General features: G+C 53.2%; 14 protein-coding genes and 1 pseudogene. 10 read left to right on the forward strand and 5 right to left on the reverse strand.

The genetic code is table 11. The features are described from left to right. The first annotated feature begins 47 nt into the window (after positions 1-47). The 5 genes from AC2FLP_RS01440 (at position 48) to AC2FLP_RS01460 (ending at position 6,322) form a co-directional block, all read left to right on the forward strand. Entirely contained in the window at positions 48-1,916 is a 1,869-nt protein-coding gene (locus AC2FLP_RS01440; protein ID WP_496681227.1) for a DUF3604 domain-containing protein, read from the forward strand. A gap of 582 nt (positions 1,917-2,498) precedes the next feature. After that, positions 2,499-2,876 carry a SnoaL-like domain-containing protein gene (locus tag AC2FLP_RS01445; RefSeq protein WP_496681225.1) on the forward strand — a complete coding sequence of 126 codons (378 nt, stop codon included), beginning with the start codon at positions 2,499-2,501 and terminating at the stop codon, positions 2,874-2,876. Positions 2,877-2,964: 88 nt separating this feature from the next. Then, the gene (locus AC2FLP_RS01450) at positions 2,965-3,810 is read left to right on the forward strand and encodes a universal stress protein (RefSeq protein WP_496681222.1); all 846 of its coding nucleotides are present in this window, start codon (positions 2,965-2,967) and stop codon (positions 3,808-3,810) included. Positions 3,811-4,211: 401 nt separating this feature from the next. Continuing rightward, positions 4,212-4,595, forward strand: coding sequence for an Hsp20/alpha crystallin family protein (locus AC2FLP_RS01455; protein ID WP_299894473.1), 384 nt, complete (start codon positions 4,212-4,214; stop codon positions 4,593-4,595). Positions 4,596-4,729: 134 nt separating this feature from the next. Next, entirely contained in the window at positions 4,730-6,322 is a 1,593-nt protein-coding gene (locus AC2FLP_RS01460; protein WP_496681219.1) for a trypsin-like peptidase domain-containing protein, read from the forward strand. On the opposite strand, the gene AC2FLP_RS01465 is transcribed toward AC2FLP_RS01460, so the two are convergent. Further along, the gene (locus AC2FLP_RS01465; protein WP_496681216.1) at positions 6,323-7,939 is read right to left on the reverse strand and encodes an MFS transporter; all 1,617 of its coding nucleotides are present in this window, start codon (positions 7,937-7,939) and stop codon (positions 6,323-6,325) included. 43 nt (positions 7,940-7,982) lie between these two features. Then, positions 7,983-9,203 (reverse strand): APC family permease, encoded by a 1,221-nt coding sequence (locus AC2FLP_RS01470; RefSeq protein WP_496681214.1) that lies wholly within the window; start codon positions 9,201-9,203, stop codon positions 7,983-7,985. 759 nt (positions 9,204-9,962) lie between these two features. Between AC2FLP_RS01470 and AC2FLP_RS01475 the strand changes: the two genes are divergently transcribed. Continuing rightward, complete coding sequence (locus AC2FLP_RS01475; RefSeq protein WP_496681212.1) at positions 9,963-10,370, forward strand: c-type cytochrome; 408 nt, start codon at positions 9,963-9,965, stop codon at positions 10,368-10,370. 15 nt (positions 10,371-10,385) lie between these two features. On the opposite strand, the gene AC2FLP_RS01480 is transcribed toward AC2FLP_RS01475, so the two are convergent. Beyond that, on the reverse strand, positions 10,386-11,543 hold the full coding sequence (locus AC2FLP_RS01480) for a cation:proton antiporter (RefSeq protein WP_496681210.1): 1,158 nt from the start codon (positions 11,541-11,543) through the stop codon (positions 10,386-10,388). Between the two features lie 197 nt (positions 11,544-11,740). Here AC2FLP_RS01480 and AC2FLP_RS01485 point away from each other — a divergent pair, with 197 nt between their 5' ends. After that, positions 11,741-12,190, forward strand: coding sequence for a phasin family protein (locus tag AC2FLP_RS01485; RefSeq protein WP_496681207.1), 450 nt, complete (start codon positions 11,741-11,743; stop codon positions 12,188-12,190). A gap of 57 nt (positions 12,191-12,247) precedes the next feature. Beyond that, positions 12,248-12,655: a universal stress protein gene (locus tag AC2FLP_RS01490; protein WP_496681205.1), complete on the forward strand. Its 408-nt coding sequence runs from the start codon at positions 12,248-12,250 to the stop codon at positions 12,653-12,655. Here the strand turns inward: AC2FLP_RS01490 and AC2FLP_RS01495 are convergent. Further along, a complete protein-coding gene (locus AC2FLP_RS01495) occupies positions 12,593-12,868 on the reverse strand; it encodes a hypothetical protein (protein ID WP_496681637.1) in 276 nt (91 codons plus the stop codon). The genes AC2FLP_RS01490 and AC2FLP_RS01495 overlap by 63 nt on opposite strands. On the opposite strand from AC2FLP_RS01495, the pseudogene AC2FLP_RS01500 reads away from it, so the two are divergent. Further along, positions 12,788-13,434, forward strand: a pseudogene (locus tag AC2FLP_RS01500) (IS6 family transposase). The gene AC2FLP_RS01495 and the pseudogene AC2FLP_RS01500 sit on opposite strands and share 81 nt — an antisense overlap. Positions 13,435-13,650: 216 nt before the next feature. Here the strand turns inward: AC2FLP_RS01500 and AC2FLP_RS01505 are convergent. Continuing rightward, complete coding sequence (locus tag AC2FLP_RS01505) at positions 13,651-14,433, reverse strand: MOSC domain-containing protein (RefSeq protein ID WP_496681203.1); 783 nt, start codon at positions 14,431-14,433, stop codon at positions 13,651-13,653. Between the two features lie 399 nt (positions 14,434-14,832). Between AC2FLP_RS01505 and AC2FLP_RS01510 the strand changes: the two genes are divergently transcribed. Next, positions 14,833-16,152, forward strand: coding sequence for an ABC transporter substrate-binding protein (locus tag AC2FLP_RS01510; protein WP_299894452.1), 1,320 nt, complete (start codon positions 14,833-14,835; stop codon positions 16,150-16,152). The last annotated feature ends 45 nt before the right edge of the window (positions 16,153-16,197 follow it).

Raw genomic sequence — 16,197 nt, forward strand, 5'->3', positions numbered from 1 at the left:
AATATGCATGTAACGTAGTATCCAGCGTGCAATAGATGAGGTTGAAAATGTTCCGTTTTGCATCTGTTCTTACCATTTTGCTTGCTTTTTGCGCGCATGCCGAGGACATACCGAGCACTCAACCCGGCGACAGGCAGTATTCACCTTATCCACGGCAGAGCTTCCCCAATCAGGTCTTTTTTGGCGACACTCATTTGCATACGTCTTACTCTGCAGATGCCGGTATGATCGGCAATGTGCTAGGCCCTGATGAAGCGTACCGCTTTGCCAAGGGCGAGGTGGTGATATCCAGCACCGGTGTCGAAGCTAGGCTGCGCAGACCATTGGACTTTTTGGTGGTTGCCGATCATGCTGAGAACTTGGGTCTCGCGCCGCTGTTGGCAGCGAAAGACGCCACGCTTCTCACGACTGAATTTGGGCAACAACTTAATGCTGCCGTTGAGGCTGGTGATCCCGCTGGTGCATGGTCGATTTGGAGTGCCGCCAAATCGTCTGGTACAGACCCTTTGGCGGACTATCAGGAAATTTATGAGACCGCCTGGAGCAGTGTCACAGCTGCGGCTGAAACACACAATCAACCGGGGTTGTTTTCCGCGTTAATCGGGTTTGAATGGACGTCAAATCCACAGAGAAACAATCTGCATCGGAACGTAATATTCAATGGCGGGAAAGAGGGCGCCGACAAAATCATCCCGTTCTCAAATTTTGATAGCTTTGATCCTGAAAACCTTTGGGTGTGGATGGAACAAGCCGAAAAGACAACCGGCCAAAAGCTACTAGCCATCCCGCACAATGGTAACTTGTCGAACGGATTGATGTTCGATGAAGCCCGTTTGTCGGGGGAACCGTTCGATGTTGAGTACTTTGATCAGCGTGCCAAGTGGGAGCCTATCTATGAGATCACGCAAATGAAAGGTGACGGCGAAACACACCCGATGCTATCGCCAGATGACGAATTTGCTGACTTCGAGACATGGGACAAAGGGCAGCTTGGGCCTGAGCCCAAGACACCTGAAATGCTCCCACGAGAATATGCGCGCGCCGCCTTGCGCAGAGGACTGGGATACGAGGCGGAAACGGGAACAAACCCATTTAAGTTCGGCGTAATTGGCTCGACAGATGCGCACACGTCGCTTTCTACTGTTGGCGAGGACAATTTCTTCGGAAAAGTGGCTGCCGTTGAACCCACTGCGGACCCGATCCGATTCGAAGAAGTCGTGGGCGGCATCGGTGGGGACGAGAAGGTTGCCCAATATGCATGGCAAACTTCGGCGTCGGGAATGGCGGCAGTTTGGGCAAGAGAAAACACACGCGAGGCCATTTGGGACGCTCTTGCTCGGAAAGAAGTCTACGCAACCACAGGTCCGCGCATGCGCGTTCGCGTTTTTGCCGGATACGATTTTGAAGAAACGGACCTGCCACGTGCAGATTTTGCCGCGTATGGATATGAAAGAGGCGTTCCGATGGGGGCAGATTTGCAAGCAGACAATGACGGTCGTTCTCCACGGTTCCTCGTCCGTGCGCTGCGTGACCCCGATGGAGCCAACCTAGACCGCATTCAAATCGTCAAAGGGTGGTTAAATAGTGACGGGACAACTTCGGAACGTGTTTACGATATATCTTGCGGCGAGCGAGAACTAGTGAACGCGAAGTGTGGCGGGCCGGTTGGCGATACGGTTGACGTTGAGAGTGCTACTTGGACAAACGATATTGGTCAGGCAATTCTAGCAGGGTATTGGGAAGACCCGGATTACGATCCGGAACAAAGCTCTTTCTACTATGCCAGAGTGTTGGCAATACCAACGCCACGTTGGACAACATACGATGCAATTGTGTTCGGATCGGAGATCCCTGACGAAGCCCCGCGGTCGATACAAGAGAGGGCATACACATCGCCAATTTGGCACACACCTTAGGGACGATTGTAATAAGGCTGAAACCAGAATTTATTGGTCCGCTTTGGGCTTGAACCAGACCTTCGATGCGGCTGACGCAAATGGCCGCTTTGGGCCGTCCTCATCGAGGCGGTCCGGGCCTAGTTGCAAGATGCTGCGGATGCTCCGATGGCGGCTGCGAGCCTAAAGGGTCATGGGCAACGCCACAAAAGTCCGCGGAAATGTGCATTTTTGCGGTATTCCCAGAAATGTGTTGTGATGCTCTTTCCCAAAGTTGAATATGACCTCCTATTCAGAGGTGTTATACTTGGAACGCAAACTCGCCGCCAGGCGAAGGGCAGAAAAGTCCGCAACCCGGACGCCGGTCCTGATAAAACTAACGTCCGGTTCCAGCAAAAGCGGTTAGTGGGAGGTCACGCGGGCTTAAGCACCTCGCGAAGAATGAGTTTGAATGTCCGGTTCGGGCTGGCGACCGGTCTCTGATGCACGTGAAACGAACGGTTGCTGAGAGTCCAGCGAGAATCCATCAATATGCTTATTGATCCTTGTCAAGATTTGAGCGGGCAAGAAGTGGTACAGTCAATGGTAAATATGGGGGGATTCATGGAAGAGTTGATTGAAATCGGTAGGTCCTTCGTTCAGGCCATGCGTGAGCGCAGGGGCCTTGGAAGTGTTGATGAAATGTATGCCGAAAACGCACAGTCGATAGAGGCTGTCGTGCCTCCAGTTCGACAATTCCGCGTTTCAAAGGGGCGAGAAGCCATCAAGGGAAAAAGAGAGGATTGGTTGGCGTCGCATGAAATCCAAGAACTAGAAGTGGATGGCCCCTACGTCCACCCACCCAACCGCTTTGGAGTCCGCTTCAGAGCTGAAGTGATTCAGAAGGCTACGGGTGAGCGTATGACCCTGCGCGAGATCGCAGTGTATTCGGTGGCGGAAGGCAAGATTGTGCTGGAAGAGTTCTTCATGCTGCCGAAATAAGAAGAGCGAGCAACAACATTGTCTCTTCGTTGGTTAAACCCGTGCGCGCGACTCTTGGGCGAATTGAATTTCCGGAAGGAGGTCGGGAATGCAACACAGAACAGTGGCATATTATGTAGGAGTTGATACTGACGATGCGTCGATTTTGGAATGCGCTGAAACTGCCCGTAACCAGAACAGTCACTTGAATTGCGTGTTGATCGCGGACTTGCCCAACCTGCCTTACCTAAAGTATGGATCAAACAGGTTCGTTGAGGCGGGTCTTCCTTCAAACTGGTTGGATGTTCTTTACGGAAAAAATGCCGCCTTGAAGTCCCGCGCCACAGAAGTTGAAGCGCTTCTGGTCGGGCAGGGCGTATCTGCAAATGTAAATGCCTTTATGGGATCTGGAACAGAGTTACAGCATCTTGTGGCAGGCGAAGCCAATAGTTCAGATATCGCCTTTCTAGACGCTGAATTGCGAAAGGACCCCGATCTATTCCATAAGATCGCGTACGGAGTATTGTTTCATTCACCGGTCGCCCTGATGGTCAATGGAGATCCGTTTGCCCAACGCGACTGCATTTTTTTAACATGGAATGATAGCCTGCCTGCGTCTAGGGCTGCGCATTTAGCTTTACCCATTCTTCTGGCGGCCAACGAAGTTGTGATTGGGTGTTTTGATTTGCCGACGCCTGATGACGTAGAAGGTCAAGTGCCCGGAACTGACCTAGCTGGATGGCTCAGCCACCACGGTTGCACCGTGACCGTCTCGCAGTTCCCGCGCGGCGGGAATTCAATAGAACATTGCATTCAGGAACGCGCACGAGAATTGGGGGCCGACCTCGTTATTATGGGCGCTTACGGGCATTCCCATTTGCGTCAGTCGGTATTTGGGGGAACGACGCAAGCAATGTTGGAGCAGACAAGGTTGCCAGTGCTTTTCGGACACTGATGAAGTGAACGGGCGACTGTGACTTTCTGGGAGCCATAGCTATTAGAGTTCATCGGGTAATACGGGAGCAGCCAGTTGTTTTTGGGGGCTCGCTTGAGATTGATGCCGGTTTTCCCGACCGTTTCCGCTTAGAAATCTATCACAATTGACGTCAGCTCGTCCTAGTCTGTAAGTTCCCGTGCACCATCTCGTGGGTCGAAATTTTGACCGAGCAAGACGACGTGTTTTAGAATCTCCCTCTCAAAGTATCCGTAGTTTTCGGGCCTTACCTCGCCTGCGATCAACGCTGTCGCATTTGGTTCAAAACCTGTTCGCATAAGCATTTCATTGAGATAGTCGCACGCTTCTTCTCGACCTGGCGCGAAAGCAGCTTTTAGGCCGATGGAATCGATGTCCAAGAAATGGATTCTGCGATTGTCCTGACGGCTGAATTGCCTGGGCTCGAAGAGGATGATGTGGAAATTGAAATCAAGGATCGCAGGCTAATCCTGCGCGGTCAGAAGAATATTGCGCATGATGATACGGGCGATCTGCGTGTCAGCGAAAGAAGCTATGGGAGCTCTTCCAGAGCCATGCCGCTGCCAGACGCAGTGGAAATCGATAAGATTTCAGCAACATTCGACAAAGGCGTTCTGCATATCGAAATGCCGAAGACTGAGCCACACGATCCAAGCCGAAAGATCAAGGTATCGTCGAAAAAGACGGTCTGTTGGCGCGATACGGTGCTTGAAAATGCCAAAGCAGAGGGTCGATCATGGATCGGCCTTCTTCGAGTTGCGGACTGATGGTTTTCTTTGGTAAAATCCGGGAGCAATTCTTAAGTTATTGTATATATATGTTTTTTAACGCTCGCGCCAGACCATGGGTTTGGTGAAGCAGCGTGGTAGAATGCTCTCACGCGTTTGGATAGGGGACCACAATGCGAAAACCAGAAGAGAGCGGCATGACACCCTCAGGGAATGGTGGTGAAGGTGAGGTACGGGCCTTTCTGGAGAGCCTGACAGGTCCATCGCGCGGAAACGTGAACTGGCTTTTCGATAAAACCTTAACTGTTTCAGTTGACGGTGGAAGGGTGCTAAGCCTTCGACCTAGGGATGACCTGCCTCCCCATGATAACGATATTGCCACCCTACATTGGGCTGACGAAGGTTACACGATAACCGCGTCAGCAGGGCGCAATGTATGGGTAAACGGGCAAAATGCCTCATCGGCGTCTCTGAGGCATGGCGACATGATCGAGTTCGGCGAAAAGGGCCCAATGTCTCGATACAGATTGTGCGACCACTCATTTCCCGCACATCACACAGTCGAAGATATCCTCAGTGACGCATATGCTTACACCCGAACGAGCCGTCGACCTTTCGCTAAAAAGATGTCTGGTGCCCTGCGCGATAGCGGGCGGCGTCTTGCGTCTCAAACCACGGTACTGTTCAGGATCACAGTTCTTGCCACGCTTTTTGTGATCGCGGGGTTTGGGTACCTGCTTTATCAAAACGACCAGCGCTTGGCGGATAGTATCGAACAGGAGTCCCGCAAGATCGAAGCGGTCGCGTTTCTGCTCGCCCAGACGAGAGAAGATGCACTTACGCCTGATGACTTGGCTTCGTTGCGTGACGCTTTTGAGAACCAGGTTTTGTCGACCGAGCAGCGTCTTGGAACCTTGGAGCAACGGGCAGGGGCACCCACGCGGGTGATCGCTGCCTCCACTCGATCCGTCGCTTTCCTTCAAGGGGCTTATGGGCTGCGCCACGTGGAAAGCGGGAAGATTTTGCGGCACGTGCTGGGGCCGAAGGAAGAAAACCTGAAAACCCCGTTTGGCCAGCCTTGGATCGAACCGGACGGGACCGGCGAACCTGCGGAATTTCAGTTCACCGGAACCGGGTTTCTGATTGAAGGGGGCTCATTGATGGTCACCAACCGTCATGTTGCGTTGCCTTGGACCTCAGGGGATCGAGAGAAGGCGTTGAACGACGCTGGTCTCGAGCCTGAAATGTTGAGGCTGCTGGCCTATTTGCCTGATCAGACCGAACCAATAGAGGCGCGTTTGGTCAGGTTCAGTGACGTGGCAGACTTGGCGATTTTGGCAGTTGAGCCAAGCCGCGTTCAGGGCCTCGGAATTCCGTTGGCGGATGCCGCATCGCGCGTCGGCGAAGAGCTTTACCTGTTGGGATATCCAACGGGTTTGAAAGCTTTGATCGCGCAGGCTGGGCCAGGCTTTTTAGAGGAATTGGAAGCAGAAGGAACGTTGAACTTCTGGTCGATAGCGTCCCGGCTTTCTACACAAAGCAGGATACACCCGTTGGCAAGCAGAGGGATTGTTGCGCGGATAAGTGGGAGCGCCATCGTTTATGATGCCGAGACCACGACCGGTGGGAGCGGGGGCCCTGCATTGAATCGGCGGGGTGAAGTCGTTGCCATCAATGCTGCGATCCTGCCCGAGTTCGGAGGCTCAAACATCGGCGTCCCGGTCTCACATCTCAGAGCTCTGCTAGGAGAGGTAGAAAGCCAGTGATCATTCGCTCGTTCGGAAGCGTGAGTTTTGAACAAAGAACACTGTGGCCAGTGGAACGATCACTGAGATTAGGGCCACGGAGATCAGCAAGTACCCAAGCTGACTGTAGTCTGCAGTCGACGTGACCTCACCGGTCTCAGGGTTGGTGACAGCGCGCGTGATTACGTACGTCTGGTTGAGGTACTTGGTGCTGAGGCTGCTGGCCGACAATGCCATGTTTGTGAACGATGCCATTACCGCAAAAAAGGTCGCTTTCAACTGAACGGGTGCATTGCGGGCGATCCAAGCCAACATGGGGACCATGGCAATCTGCCCAAGCGGCGATTCAACGGCTGTATCAAGAATGGCAATGAACCTTGCGTCGACAACTCCGCCGGTACGCGCGGCTGTCCATTCATGCACGCCGTAGTAGAGGGCAAGGTTGGGCAGGGCTAGAACGCCCGCAGCGATTGTCAGCAATACGACCACATGCGCAATCGAACGATTGGCCATAAACGGTCGGAGAACAATCAACCCCAGCAACGCCAGTAGCGAAGTCAACAAAGCCAGGATTGCCAGGAACTGTTCATCGAACCCCAATTCATCGATTTCAAACCAAGTCAGGCCTGGTCCCGGCAGAGGAACGGCACGGAATACAAAAATGATTGTCGCTGTCCCGATCAAGGCTTTGGCTTGGGCTGGTTCCAGCTCTTTCAGTAGACGCGACATTAGGTACAGGATCACAGTCAGGGAAACCGCAAAAACAATCTCTTGCGCAAATTCGAAATCTGCGGTCCCCAGCACGATGCTAAGCACAACGAATGCGAGACCGCCGAGCAATATGGACCATTTGACTTCCGTGACTTCATCCGGTGTGCGGGGCGGGTGACCTCGCTTGGCAAGTTGACGCTGGATCAAGCTGTGAAGAACGACTCCGCTGACCGACAACAAGGGTATGGCCAGTGCTATCAGGTACACTTGGCCATAAAGCGCAAGGCGTTCGGGTTTTTGCAGTTCTTCGGTTCCAGAGAATATCCAGATGTTTACAGCCGCAACCGCCGCAAACCCGGAAATGATCGAGACTCTGCCCAAGGTTTGCATTGTTGTGTGCTGTGCACGGGCTTCTTCAGGCGTAAAGGGTAGGCCGTGCTGGTCAACCTTTGGGACCGCCTCAACGGTCATGGCGTCAGCAACTACGTCCTGAATGGCATAGCCCGAAGGCGCCAACAGCAACGCGACGACATACCAGTCTTCCAGTGGCATAATTGATGCCATTTGCGCAGGCGCGGTCACAAGCCCATACATTAAGAGCAGAGACAACGTGATCAGGGATGCGCCGAACAGGATCAGCAGGGACTTCCAGCGCCAGAACAGGTCCACGACATGGCCAAGCGGCATTTTGAGTATCCAAGGGATACCGGCCCAAAATGCGAGTCCTGCAACGAAAGAGGCGGATAAATCCAGATAGTCTTTTAGGAAGAAAGCGCCAACGACTGAGGTCAGCCCGGACACGCCGGCCGCAAAATAGACCATCAATGGCGGCAGATAGGACCATTGCAGCTGCTGAACCAGATCCACAAACGTTCTATGCCACCAGGCCGAAAGTTTTGATCCTATGGAAGTTTGGTCAGTCGTCATATGCCATGGCAGCTCGTTGAGGCCTTTGGGTTGTTTTGTCTAGTTAGAGAAATCCAGATCCGAAAAGCAATGCACTGGTGATCACCCCAAGGATCGGTACCACAATAGGAACGCGGAAATGCTTGGCGGCCTCGTCCGGCTGCATCTTCAGCTGGATCAGCGAAATGTTGACGAGCACAAAGACGCCCAGAACGATCTGGGATGTGCGCTCTGCCAGAGTCCCAATCGGCACAGTTTGGGTCAGCAGAACGATGATTACCACGACCAGCAAAGTAGCAACAACTGGAGTCTGCGTTGCTTTAGGCACTATCGCCAGAACCTTCGGCAAATGGTCACGGTCTGCTAGTCCGTAGATCACCCGCGAGGCCATGATCATCTGGATCAGTACTCCATTGACTGTCGCCAAAATCGCGACTGCGGAAAAGCCCTGTTTAATCACCTCGGGGGCGTTTGAAAACACAAGCGCGAGGGGTGCTGCGGACGTCGAAAGAACATCGATCGGAACAACAAGTAGAACCGTCATTGAGGTTCCAAGATACAACACGGTTGCCAGAACGAGCGTTAGCATAATCGCTTTTGGGATGGTGCGCACGGGGTCTTTAACCTCTTCCGCGACATTGGCCATGTCCTCGAAGCCAACAAATGCAAAGAAGGCGAGGAGTGATGCCGCGAAAATGCCTCTCCACGCGTCGAGTTCAAGCGGGGGAAGCATTGAACTGATCCCGTATCCCTGCGGATCTTGAATCGACATACCCCAGCCAATCACAAAGAGAAGGCCTGCGATCTCGATGATTGTAATGACAGCCGCAACGAAGACCGACTCAGTGATCCCCCAAAGCGCGATTAGACCCATAATCAAAACGACGCTGATGGTCAAAACAGGGATCGCAAATCCGGTTAAAGCGTGCAGGTATGACGCTGCGCCAATTGCAACAGCAGAGGCCGAGATAATCCCCGAAGCTGCGACCGCGAGCCCGACGAAAACCGCCATCCATCTCTTCTGAAATCCCGCCTCAACATAGGCGGCTTCACCTGCGCTGACAGGAAATTGTGTTGCGAGTTCTGCATACGAAAGCGCGGTGAGTGATACGACAAGCGCGGCTACAACGAACGAAAACGCCGCAAACGGTCCGGCAATGTCTGCTGTTGCGCCGACTAAAACGTAAATGCCCGCTCCGACCGTTACCCCAAGGCCATAAAGCGTGAGCAACGGGGTAGTAAGGGCTCGTCTGAGTTTCTGTTCGTTTGGATCAACAGAGTTCATAAGCGATTTCCACCAACTGCCCATTCAGAACGTCGTCGGTGGCGTCCTTCTCGGTTTTGTCCGCGATTGGCGGAGCGGCTCAATCCGATGGTCAAAGCTCCACCGAACGCCTTGTGTCTCAACGTCTGGGCGCATTGTGCGCCAATAAACTAACTGGGGGCTCGCCACCACTTCTGCCGAGCCCCCGGTGGGTGGAACTTCCACTCCTTAAGAATTCCGTTCACCTTTGTGTTTGCTTGGGGACAGACCGGTGAACGTAGAACACGCTAAAACATTCGTATTTCACTATGTGATTCCTGTTGGTGCTTTGATCTATGTCAATCAACTCGCGGTCGCCGGTCTGCGAGGCTGAATCCCAACCAACTGTCGTTTGCCTTCGGCCTCAAAGGCAAAGCAAACATGTGAGGCGGTTTGAGATTTAGGGTAGAATGCTATTCTGAATGCTCTGGAACCTGTTACCAACCTTGGGCTCGACTGGATGCTCTCAGATGGTAGCATCGCGTGTCGCATCACCTCTGGCGAATTCGTTGGCATTTGAACGCACTGGAAGGACTGCTGCCAGGGCGCAAGGGGGGTGAGGTCAATGACGAAGTGGCGTAGTTGGAGGCCTCCTGGATTGGACTTGGCGCGCGCTCAAGCGCCATTCGACCGAAAAACCAATCTTCGTGCTGAAGCGTGCAACATGAGCAAGGTCAAAGAAGTTTCTTAAGGATGCGGTTTAAATAGATCTGCATCCGGGGCAGTAAATTGGAGGAGCATATGCAGATTGTTAGCGGGATTTTACTGGCACTGTTCGTCACGGGACCCGTTCTGGCGCAGGACGTCAGCGTCGATGAGGGACGTGATTTGTATCGGACGTATTGCTGGCAATGTCACGGTTTCGAAGCGACCGGAGACGGGCCAATGGCGGAAATGCTGGCTATTCGAACGTCCGACCTCACCAAGTTGGCGGGCCAAAACGACGGTGTGTATCCAATAGATCGCATAGCTGAACAGATTGATGGTCGTTCACAATTGCTCGCCCATGGTGGCGAAATGCCAATCTTTGGCGCGGTGTTTGAGACAGACCAACAAATCGCGGTGGCTTTGCCCAATGGGCAACGGATAATGGTAGGCCTGCCGTTGGCGAATTTGATTGCCTTTTTGGAATCGATCCAGACTGACTAGTCACAGGCCGATTTACTAATCCGTATCAGCCGTGCGTCTGATTGACATGAGAGTCAGTGGCGGCCCCAACACTTCGAAGGCCACAGTGCTGGCTAGAGTAAAGGCCATGATGGACGCGGCCCAATTCGGAAATTGCTCTCCGGCAACGAGTGCCATTCCTACCGCGACACCAGCTTGTGGCAACAAAGCGGGACCGTACCAGTGGGTCTGACGGCGAGGCAGGCCGCCCAGTCTCGCTCCGCAATAACCCCCGACAAGGCGGGCAACGGCGCGCAAGATCAGGAAAAGAGCACCAGCCCAGCCCATCAAGCCGAAGGCTTCGATATCCAATGTGGCGCCAGCCAACAGGAAGAACAGGATCATGAATGGCCACTGAATGTGCTCGATCTCATGAAAAGCACGGTTGTGATGGCGGGCAAGATTCCCGATAACTGCGCCCGCAACCATGCCTGCTACCAAGAATGAAACCTCCAGCCAAAGCGCGAGGCCCGCTGTAAGAAAGACTATGCCCACTGCTTCTGCCTGCATTGGCTCTCCCGGGTTCAAGCGGCCGGTCAGGTAAGCGGATGGCGTGCCTAGTGCGAAACCCAACAGTATCGCCCCTCCGAAGTCCCACATCGCTGTGGTCGTGACGGTGGCCCAACCGTCCGAATGACCGGCCAGAACCAAGGCGATGCTGAAAACGATCAGACCCCAAGCGTCATCTATTGCGACTACGCCTTTTAATGTCTCAGTGAAGCTGCTGGACACCCCGGATTGTTTGATCACGTCTGTCATAGCGGCCGGAGCTGTAGCCGTGGCAATTGCCGCCAGCACCAACGCCAACCCGAACGGTACGCCAATCGCGGCCAGTCCAGCAGACACAATAACAAGGGTTGCAACCACGATTGAAATCGAAATCGTCAGAATGGCTCGACCATGCCGAACCAGGTTCTCGCGGGTCAAAGATCCTCCAAGAAGGAACGCGACCATCGTCAAGGCCACAATGGATATCTCGTCGAACCACATTACAAAGTCGATTGGGATTAACCCCATTCCAGCGTTCCCTGCGATCAGACCGAGGAAGAGTAAGGTTGTAACACGAGGAAGATGCGTGGCCCGGCCAAGTTGGTCGGCCGCCAATCCGGCAAGGAAGAGGACACCAAGGGCAATCAGAAAGCCGGCAATGTGCATAGAAAACCAAGCGTTAAGTTCTTGTCTAGACTACTCTAACCCCAACCCTGCCTGCTAGGAACCGATGACGGAGAGAATGCGAGTGTCCCGTCGCAGCTTAGGCCAAAGATACCTAAAAAGGGATATTGATCTGTATTAAGGCGAAAGCGCGCCGCACTTGGCACAATAACTCATTCGGAAATGAGGAAGAACTTTCGATGCCGACAACGAAATCTAACACAAATAGCTCGACCTCACTTTTGGGTGCTTTCAAGAAAATGCAGCCGCCCATGTCCGGCAATCCGGCCTTCGGTGCCCAGATCGAACAATATTGGGAAGCACAAGAAAAACTGCTCGAAGAAACAGAGGCCTTTGCGCAGCATTGGTTCGAACGGCGTCATGAGGCAGTCCGGACGGCTCTAAAAGCTGCACGCAATGTGTCTTCCGCGAACCCGTCCGATCCATTGAAAGCCCTTCAGAGCATGGCGGAATGGCAGCGCCATTCGGCTGAGCGGTTGGTTGCTGACGCGCAGGAATGGTTCGAAACCGTGTCCCGTTGTGCATCTTATGTCGCTGAAACCGAAGCTGAAGCTGTTAAGAAAACAGTTGATGATGTTGTAGCCGCTACAAAGAGCGCGGGGAAATCTTCAAAGTCTGAGCCTGTGTAGGTTTCCTGCTGCCGAGTAACCAAATTGAAGTCATCGGAGCAGTAGATAGGAGGTCAAATGTACAAGAATATCCTGATCCCGGTTGCTCTGGACCAAGAACACGACACACAAGCGTCGTTTGAGGCCGCGCGCCAATTGGCTGATACGGACGCTGTTTTCACCGTTGTACACGTCCAAGAGCCCATTCCGGCATATGTAGGGTCTCAGATTCCAAACGAAGTGCTTGCACATACGCGGCATGAGATATTGGAAAACCTGTATCAGACTGCCTCTGAAATTTCCGGCGCGAAGGTACAGCTCATCTCCGGGCATGCGGGTAGGGTTATTGTCGACTTCGCAAATCAGATCGACGTTGATTGCATAGTCTTGGCTTCGCACAAGCCGGGATTCGAGGATTTTTTTCTAGGTTCCACTGCGAACAGAGTTGTGCATCATGCCAGGTGTTCGGTTCACGTAATTCGGTGATCCAAAGATAGCGATGGTCTTGTCAGAAGAACTCTGCTTGAGCGGGGTAGGGGTGTTGCGTAGCTTTTGCCCATGACCAGACCCGCCTCTTTCAAATACTTCAAAACCAGTCCCGAGGTCATCCGCCTTGCGGTGATGCTGTACATCCGTTTCCCGCTCTCGCTTCGGAATGTCGAAGATCTGTTGCACGAGCGAGGCATCGACGTGAGCCACGAAACTGTCCGATATTAGTGGAACAGGTTTGGCCCGATGTTTCTGCTGAGATAAGGCGGAAGCGTGTTTAGCAGCTGCGCTCGTTCTCCAAATGGCAGTGGCACGTTGACGAGGTTTTCGTGAAGGTAAATGGTAAGCGGCATTATCTTTGGCGGGCTGTTGATCACGAAGGTGAGGTGCTGGAAGCCGTAGTCACCAAACGACGAAACAAAGCTGCAGCGCTGAAATTCCTCAAGAAATTGTTGAAGCGGCACTGTAATGCGGAAAACGTCGTCACGGATCGCTTCGCCTCATACAGAGCCGCGCTCAGAGAGCTGGGCGCGCTCAAAAAACAACAGACGGGCAGGTGGTTCAACAACCGCGTTGAGAATTCCCACCTTCCTTTCCGACGACGCGAACGCGCGATGCAACGGTTCAGACGCATGCGAAGTTTACAGAAATTCGCTTCCGTCCACTCCTCCGTCAACAACCACTTCAACCAGGAAAGATCGCTGACCAGCCGAGAATCCTTCAAGTTGAAACGCAGCGCCGCTCTTGCCGAGTGGCGCGAACTTGGCGCTGGATAAAGGACAGCGTCACTGGCCTAATAGAGACTGGTTCGAATTCGTCTGACAGCACCGTCACTCATACCCATCTCACGTTTCTTCCGTTTCCTGATCCGGATTCATGACGTAATTCCAGCCGGTTACGCGGCCTATTCTCGTGCAGAGATTATTCTGATCGCGCTCAGTGAATACTGTTAAAGCCCTGGTCCCTTGTGAGTGTCTGATCAATTGGGCCGCTCATTCCTGCAAGCGTTTCCCATTTTGGCCCACAGAAAGGGTGCCGCCATCCAGCACCTCAACGTAAACACCCATATCCATATGGCCCAGGTGCTTTCGAAGTATGAACGGGATTTTCAAGTCTCGTTGGGCCGTCTCAGGATTCACTTCGGTAGCGGCGCATCTCTTCGTCCGCGAAAGTATTCGCAGCCTGACATTGCCGAAAACAAAGGTGGAACCGACAGCGTCCAGCTCAGAAAACGGAGGTAATCCATCAATTTCAATATTCGCCCGAAATCTGGCCGGGTGGATGTCTGTGCCCAGCTTTCTGCTTAACGCATCAACAGAGCTTAAATTGAGAACCGATATCGCATTCATCATCTTCGGTGAAACGACTGAAACATCAGTGAAACGATGTGGGTGCGAAGACACGAATCTTGGCGGTTCAGGATCCTGTAGGCCCAGCGTATCGTAAAGGAGTCTGGCGGCGTCTGTTTCCCCCTGGGGTTCACTCATGTTGAAGTAGTGGGTGCTGCCGTCCACATCAATTTCCAACTGCCGAGTTGCGGCGTCGAAACGTGACTTGAGGCCGGCTAGTCCGGCTTCTTTCAGCAACACAACAAAGCGGTCTTTGGGAAGTGGCTTGGGGGCAGTTGGATCAAAGCCGGAATTGTAGCGAGCAAAGCCGAAGAGGCGGTCACCAGGAATACCCTCGCCAGCGCTCAAAAGTACTGTGTTCAGCGGTTCCGGACTCAGACCCTTGATGGGGTAACGACTTATTCTGACAATGGTGAGTCCGTTCATGCGTTGGTTTCCGGTCCGTCGTGAACAGTCGAATATGGCTTGTCTTGCATCTTTTGGACCCTCGATTTTCAGGCGCCCGGGCGGAAGCGGCAAGCCGGATATTATGCAATGCGGGGCCTGTGAGATCTGGCGACCCAAAGCTTCCAGCAGGTCAGTTTCAAAGAATTGCTTTTAGACTACCGGTTTTTTCCGTGGATTGTCGGAAAGTGTGCAAAGGGAGATGTTTATTTATAAAGTGATTAAAAACAAATAAATAATAGGATTAATTAAAGTGATTTAGGGTGGTTTGAGGTACGAACCTCAAAATTATCTAGACTTGAGGTGCGTACCTCAAATAGCCTTTGGAGTATGCCGCGATTCGCACATCCTCGATTGACGGCGTTAAAAAGGGAGGAATGGATGACTTACTCAAAACTGGCGTCTGCCAGCGCAATAGTCCTTGCCGCTACTACTCTTTCTACCAAGGCAAATGCTGAAGACCTGACACTGTGTTGGGCGGCGTGGGACCCGGCCAACGCGTTGGTTGAGCTTTCCAAGGAATTCGAGGCCGAGTCTGGCCATGCAATGAATTTCGAGTTCGTACCCTGGCCGAACTTTGCGGACCGGATGCTGAATGAGCTGAACTCCGGCGGGAAGCTTTGCGACCTGCTGATCGGCGACAGCCAATGGATCGGCGGCGGAGCTGAGAACGGTCACTATGTAAAGCTGAATGACTTCTTCGATGCCGAAGGTATCAGTATGGATGATTTCGCGCCGGCAACTGTGTACGCTTATTCGACGTGGCCAAAGGGCACGCCAAATTACTATGCGCTGCCTGCCATGGGTGATGCGAACGGTTGGTTCTATCGCAAGGACTGGTTCGAAGACCCCAATATCCAAGCCGCTTACAAAGAGGCAACCGGTCAAGATTTGCGCGAACCGGAATCCCAGAACGAGCTGTTGCAGATTGCGCAGTTTTTCCAGGGGCGCGAGATCGACGGAAAAACCGTGTACGGCGCTGCGATCTTTACCGAGCGCGGCTCGGAAGGGATAACGATGGGCGTGACGAGCGCTCTTTACCCGTGGGGATTCAAGTATGAAAACACGCCAGGCTCCTATGACATGGAAGGTGCGGTAAACTCTCCTGAAGCTGTCGAAGCTCTGGAATTCTACAAAGAGTTCTACAAGACGGCGACACCTCCGGGTTATACCAACTCTTACATGGGTGAAAGCCTGGACGCCTTTAAGTCAGGTCAGGTCGCCATGGCCATGAACTGGTTTGCGTTCTTCCCGGGTCTTTATGCCGATCCGAACACCGGTGGCGACAAGATCGACTTCTTTGTGAACCCGCCGCAAAATCAGGCGGGTTCGACGCTGGGCGGGCAGGGGATCTCTGTTGTCAGTTACTCTGACAAACAGGATGCCGCGCTTGAATACATCAAGTGGTTCGCGCAACCTGAAGTTCAGGCCAAGTGGTGGGAGCTGGGCGGCTATTCAGCGCATAATTCGGTTCTGGAAGACCCCGGTTTCGTGGACAGCCAGCCCTTCGCCGGTGACTTCCTGGAAGCCATGGCAGGCGTGCAGGACTTCTGGCAGGAGCCTGCCTATGCGGAACTGCTGTTGGCAATGCAGAAACGCATCCATGACTACGTGGTCGCCGACCAGGGCACCGCGCAGGAAGCGCTTGATCTTTTGATCGAGGATTGGACCGAAGTCTTCGAAGACGAAGGCAAGCTTTAATCCGGAAACAGGGCAGGAGCGGGTTTCGGCCCGTTCCACCATGAC

This window comes from Ruegeria sp. CDSA141, assembly GCF_059612005.1.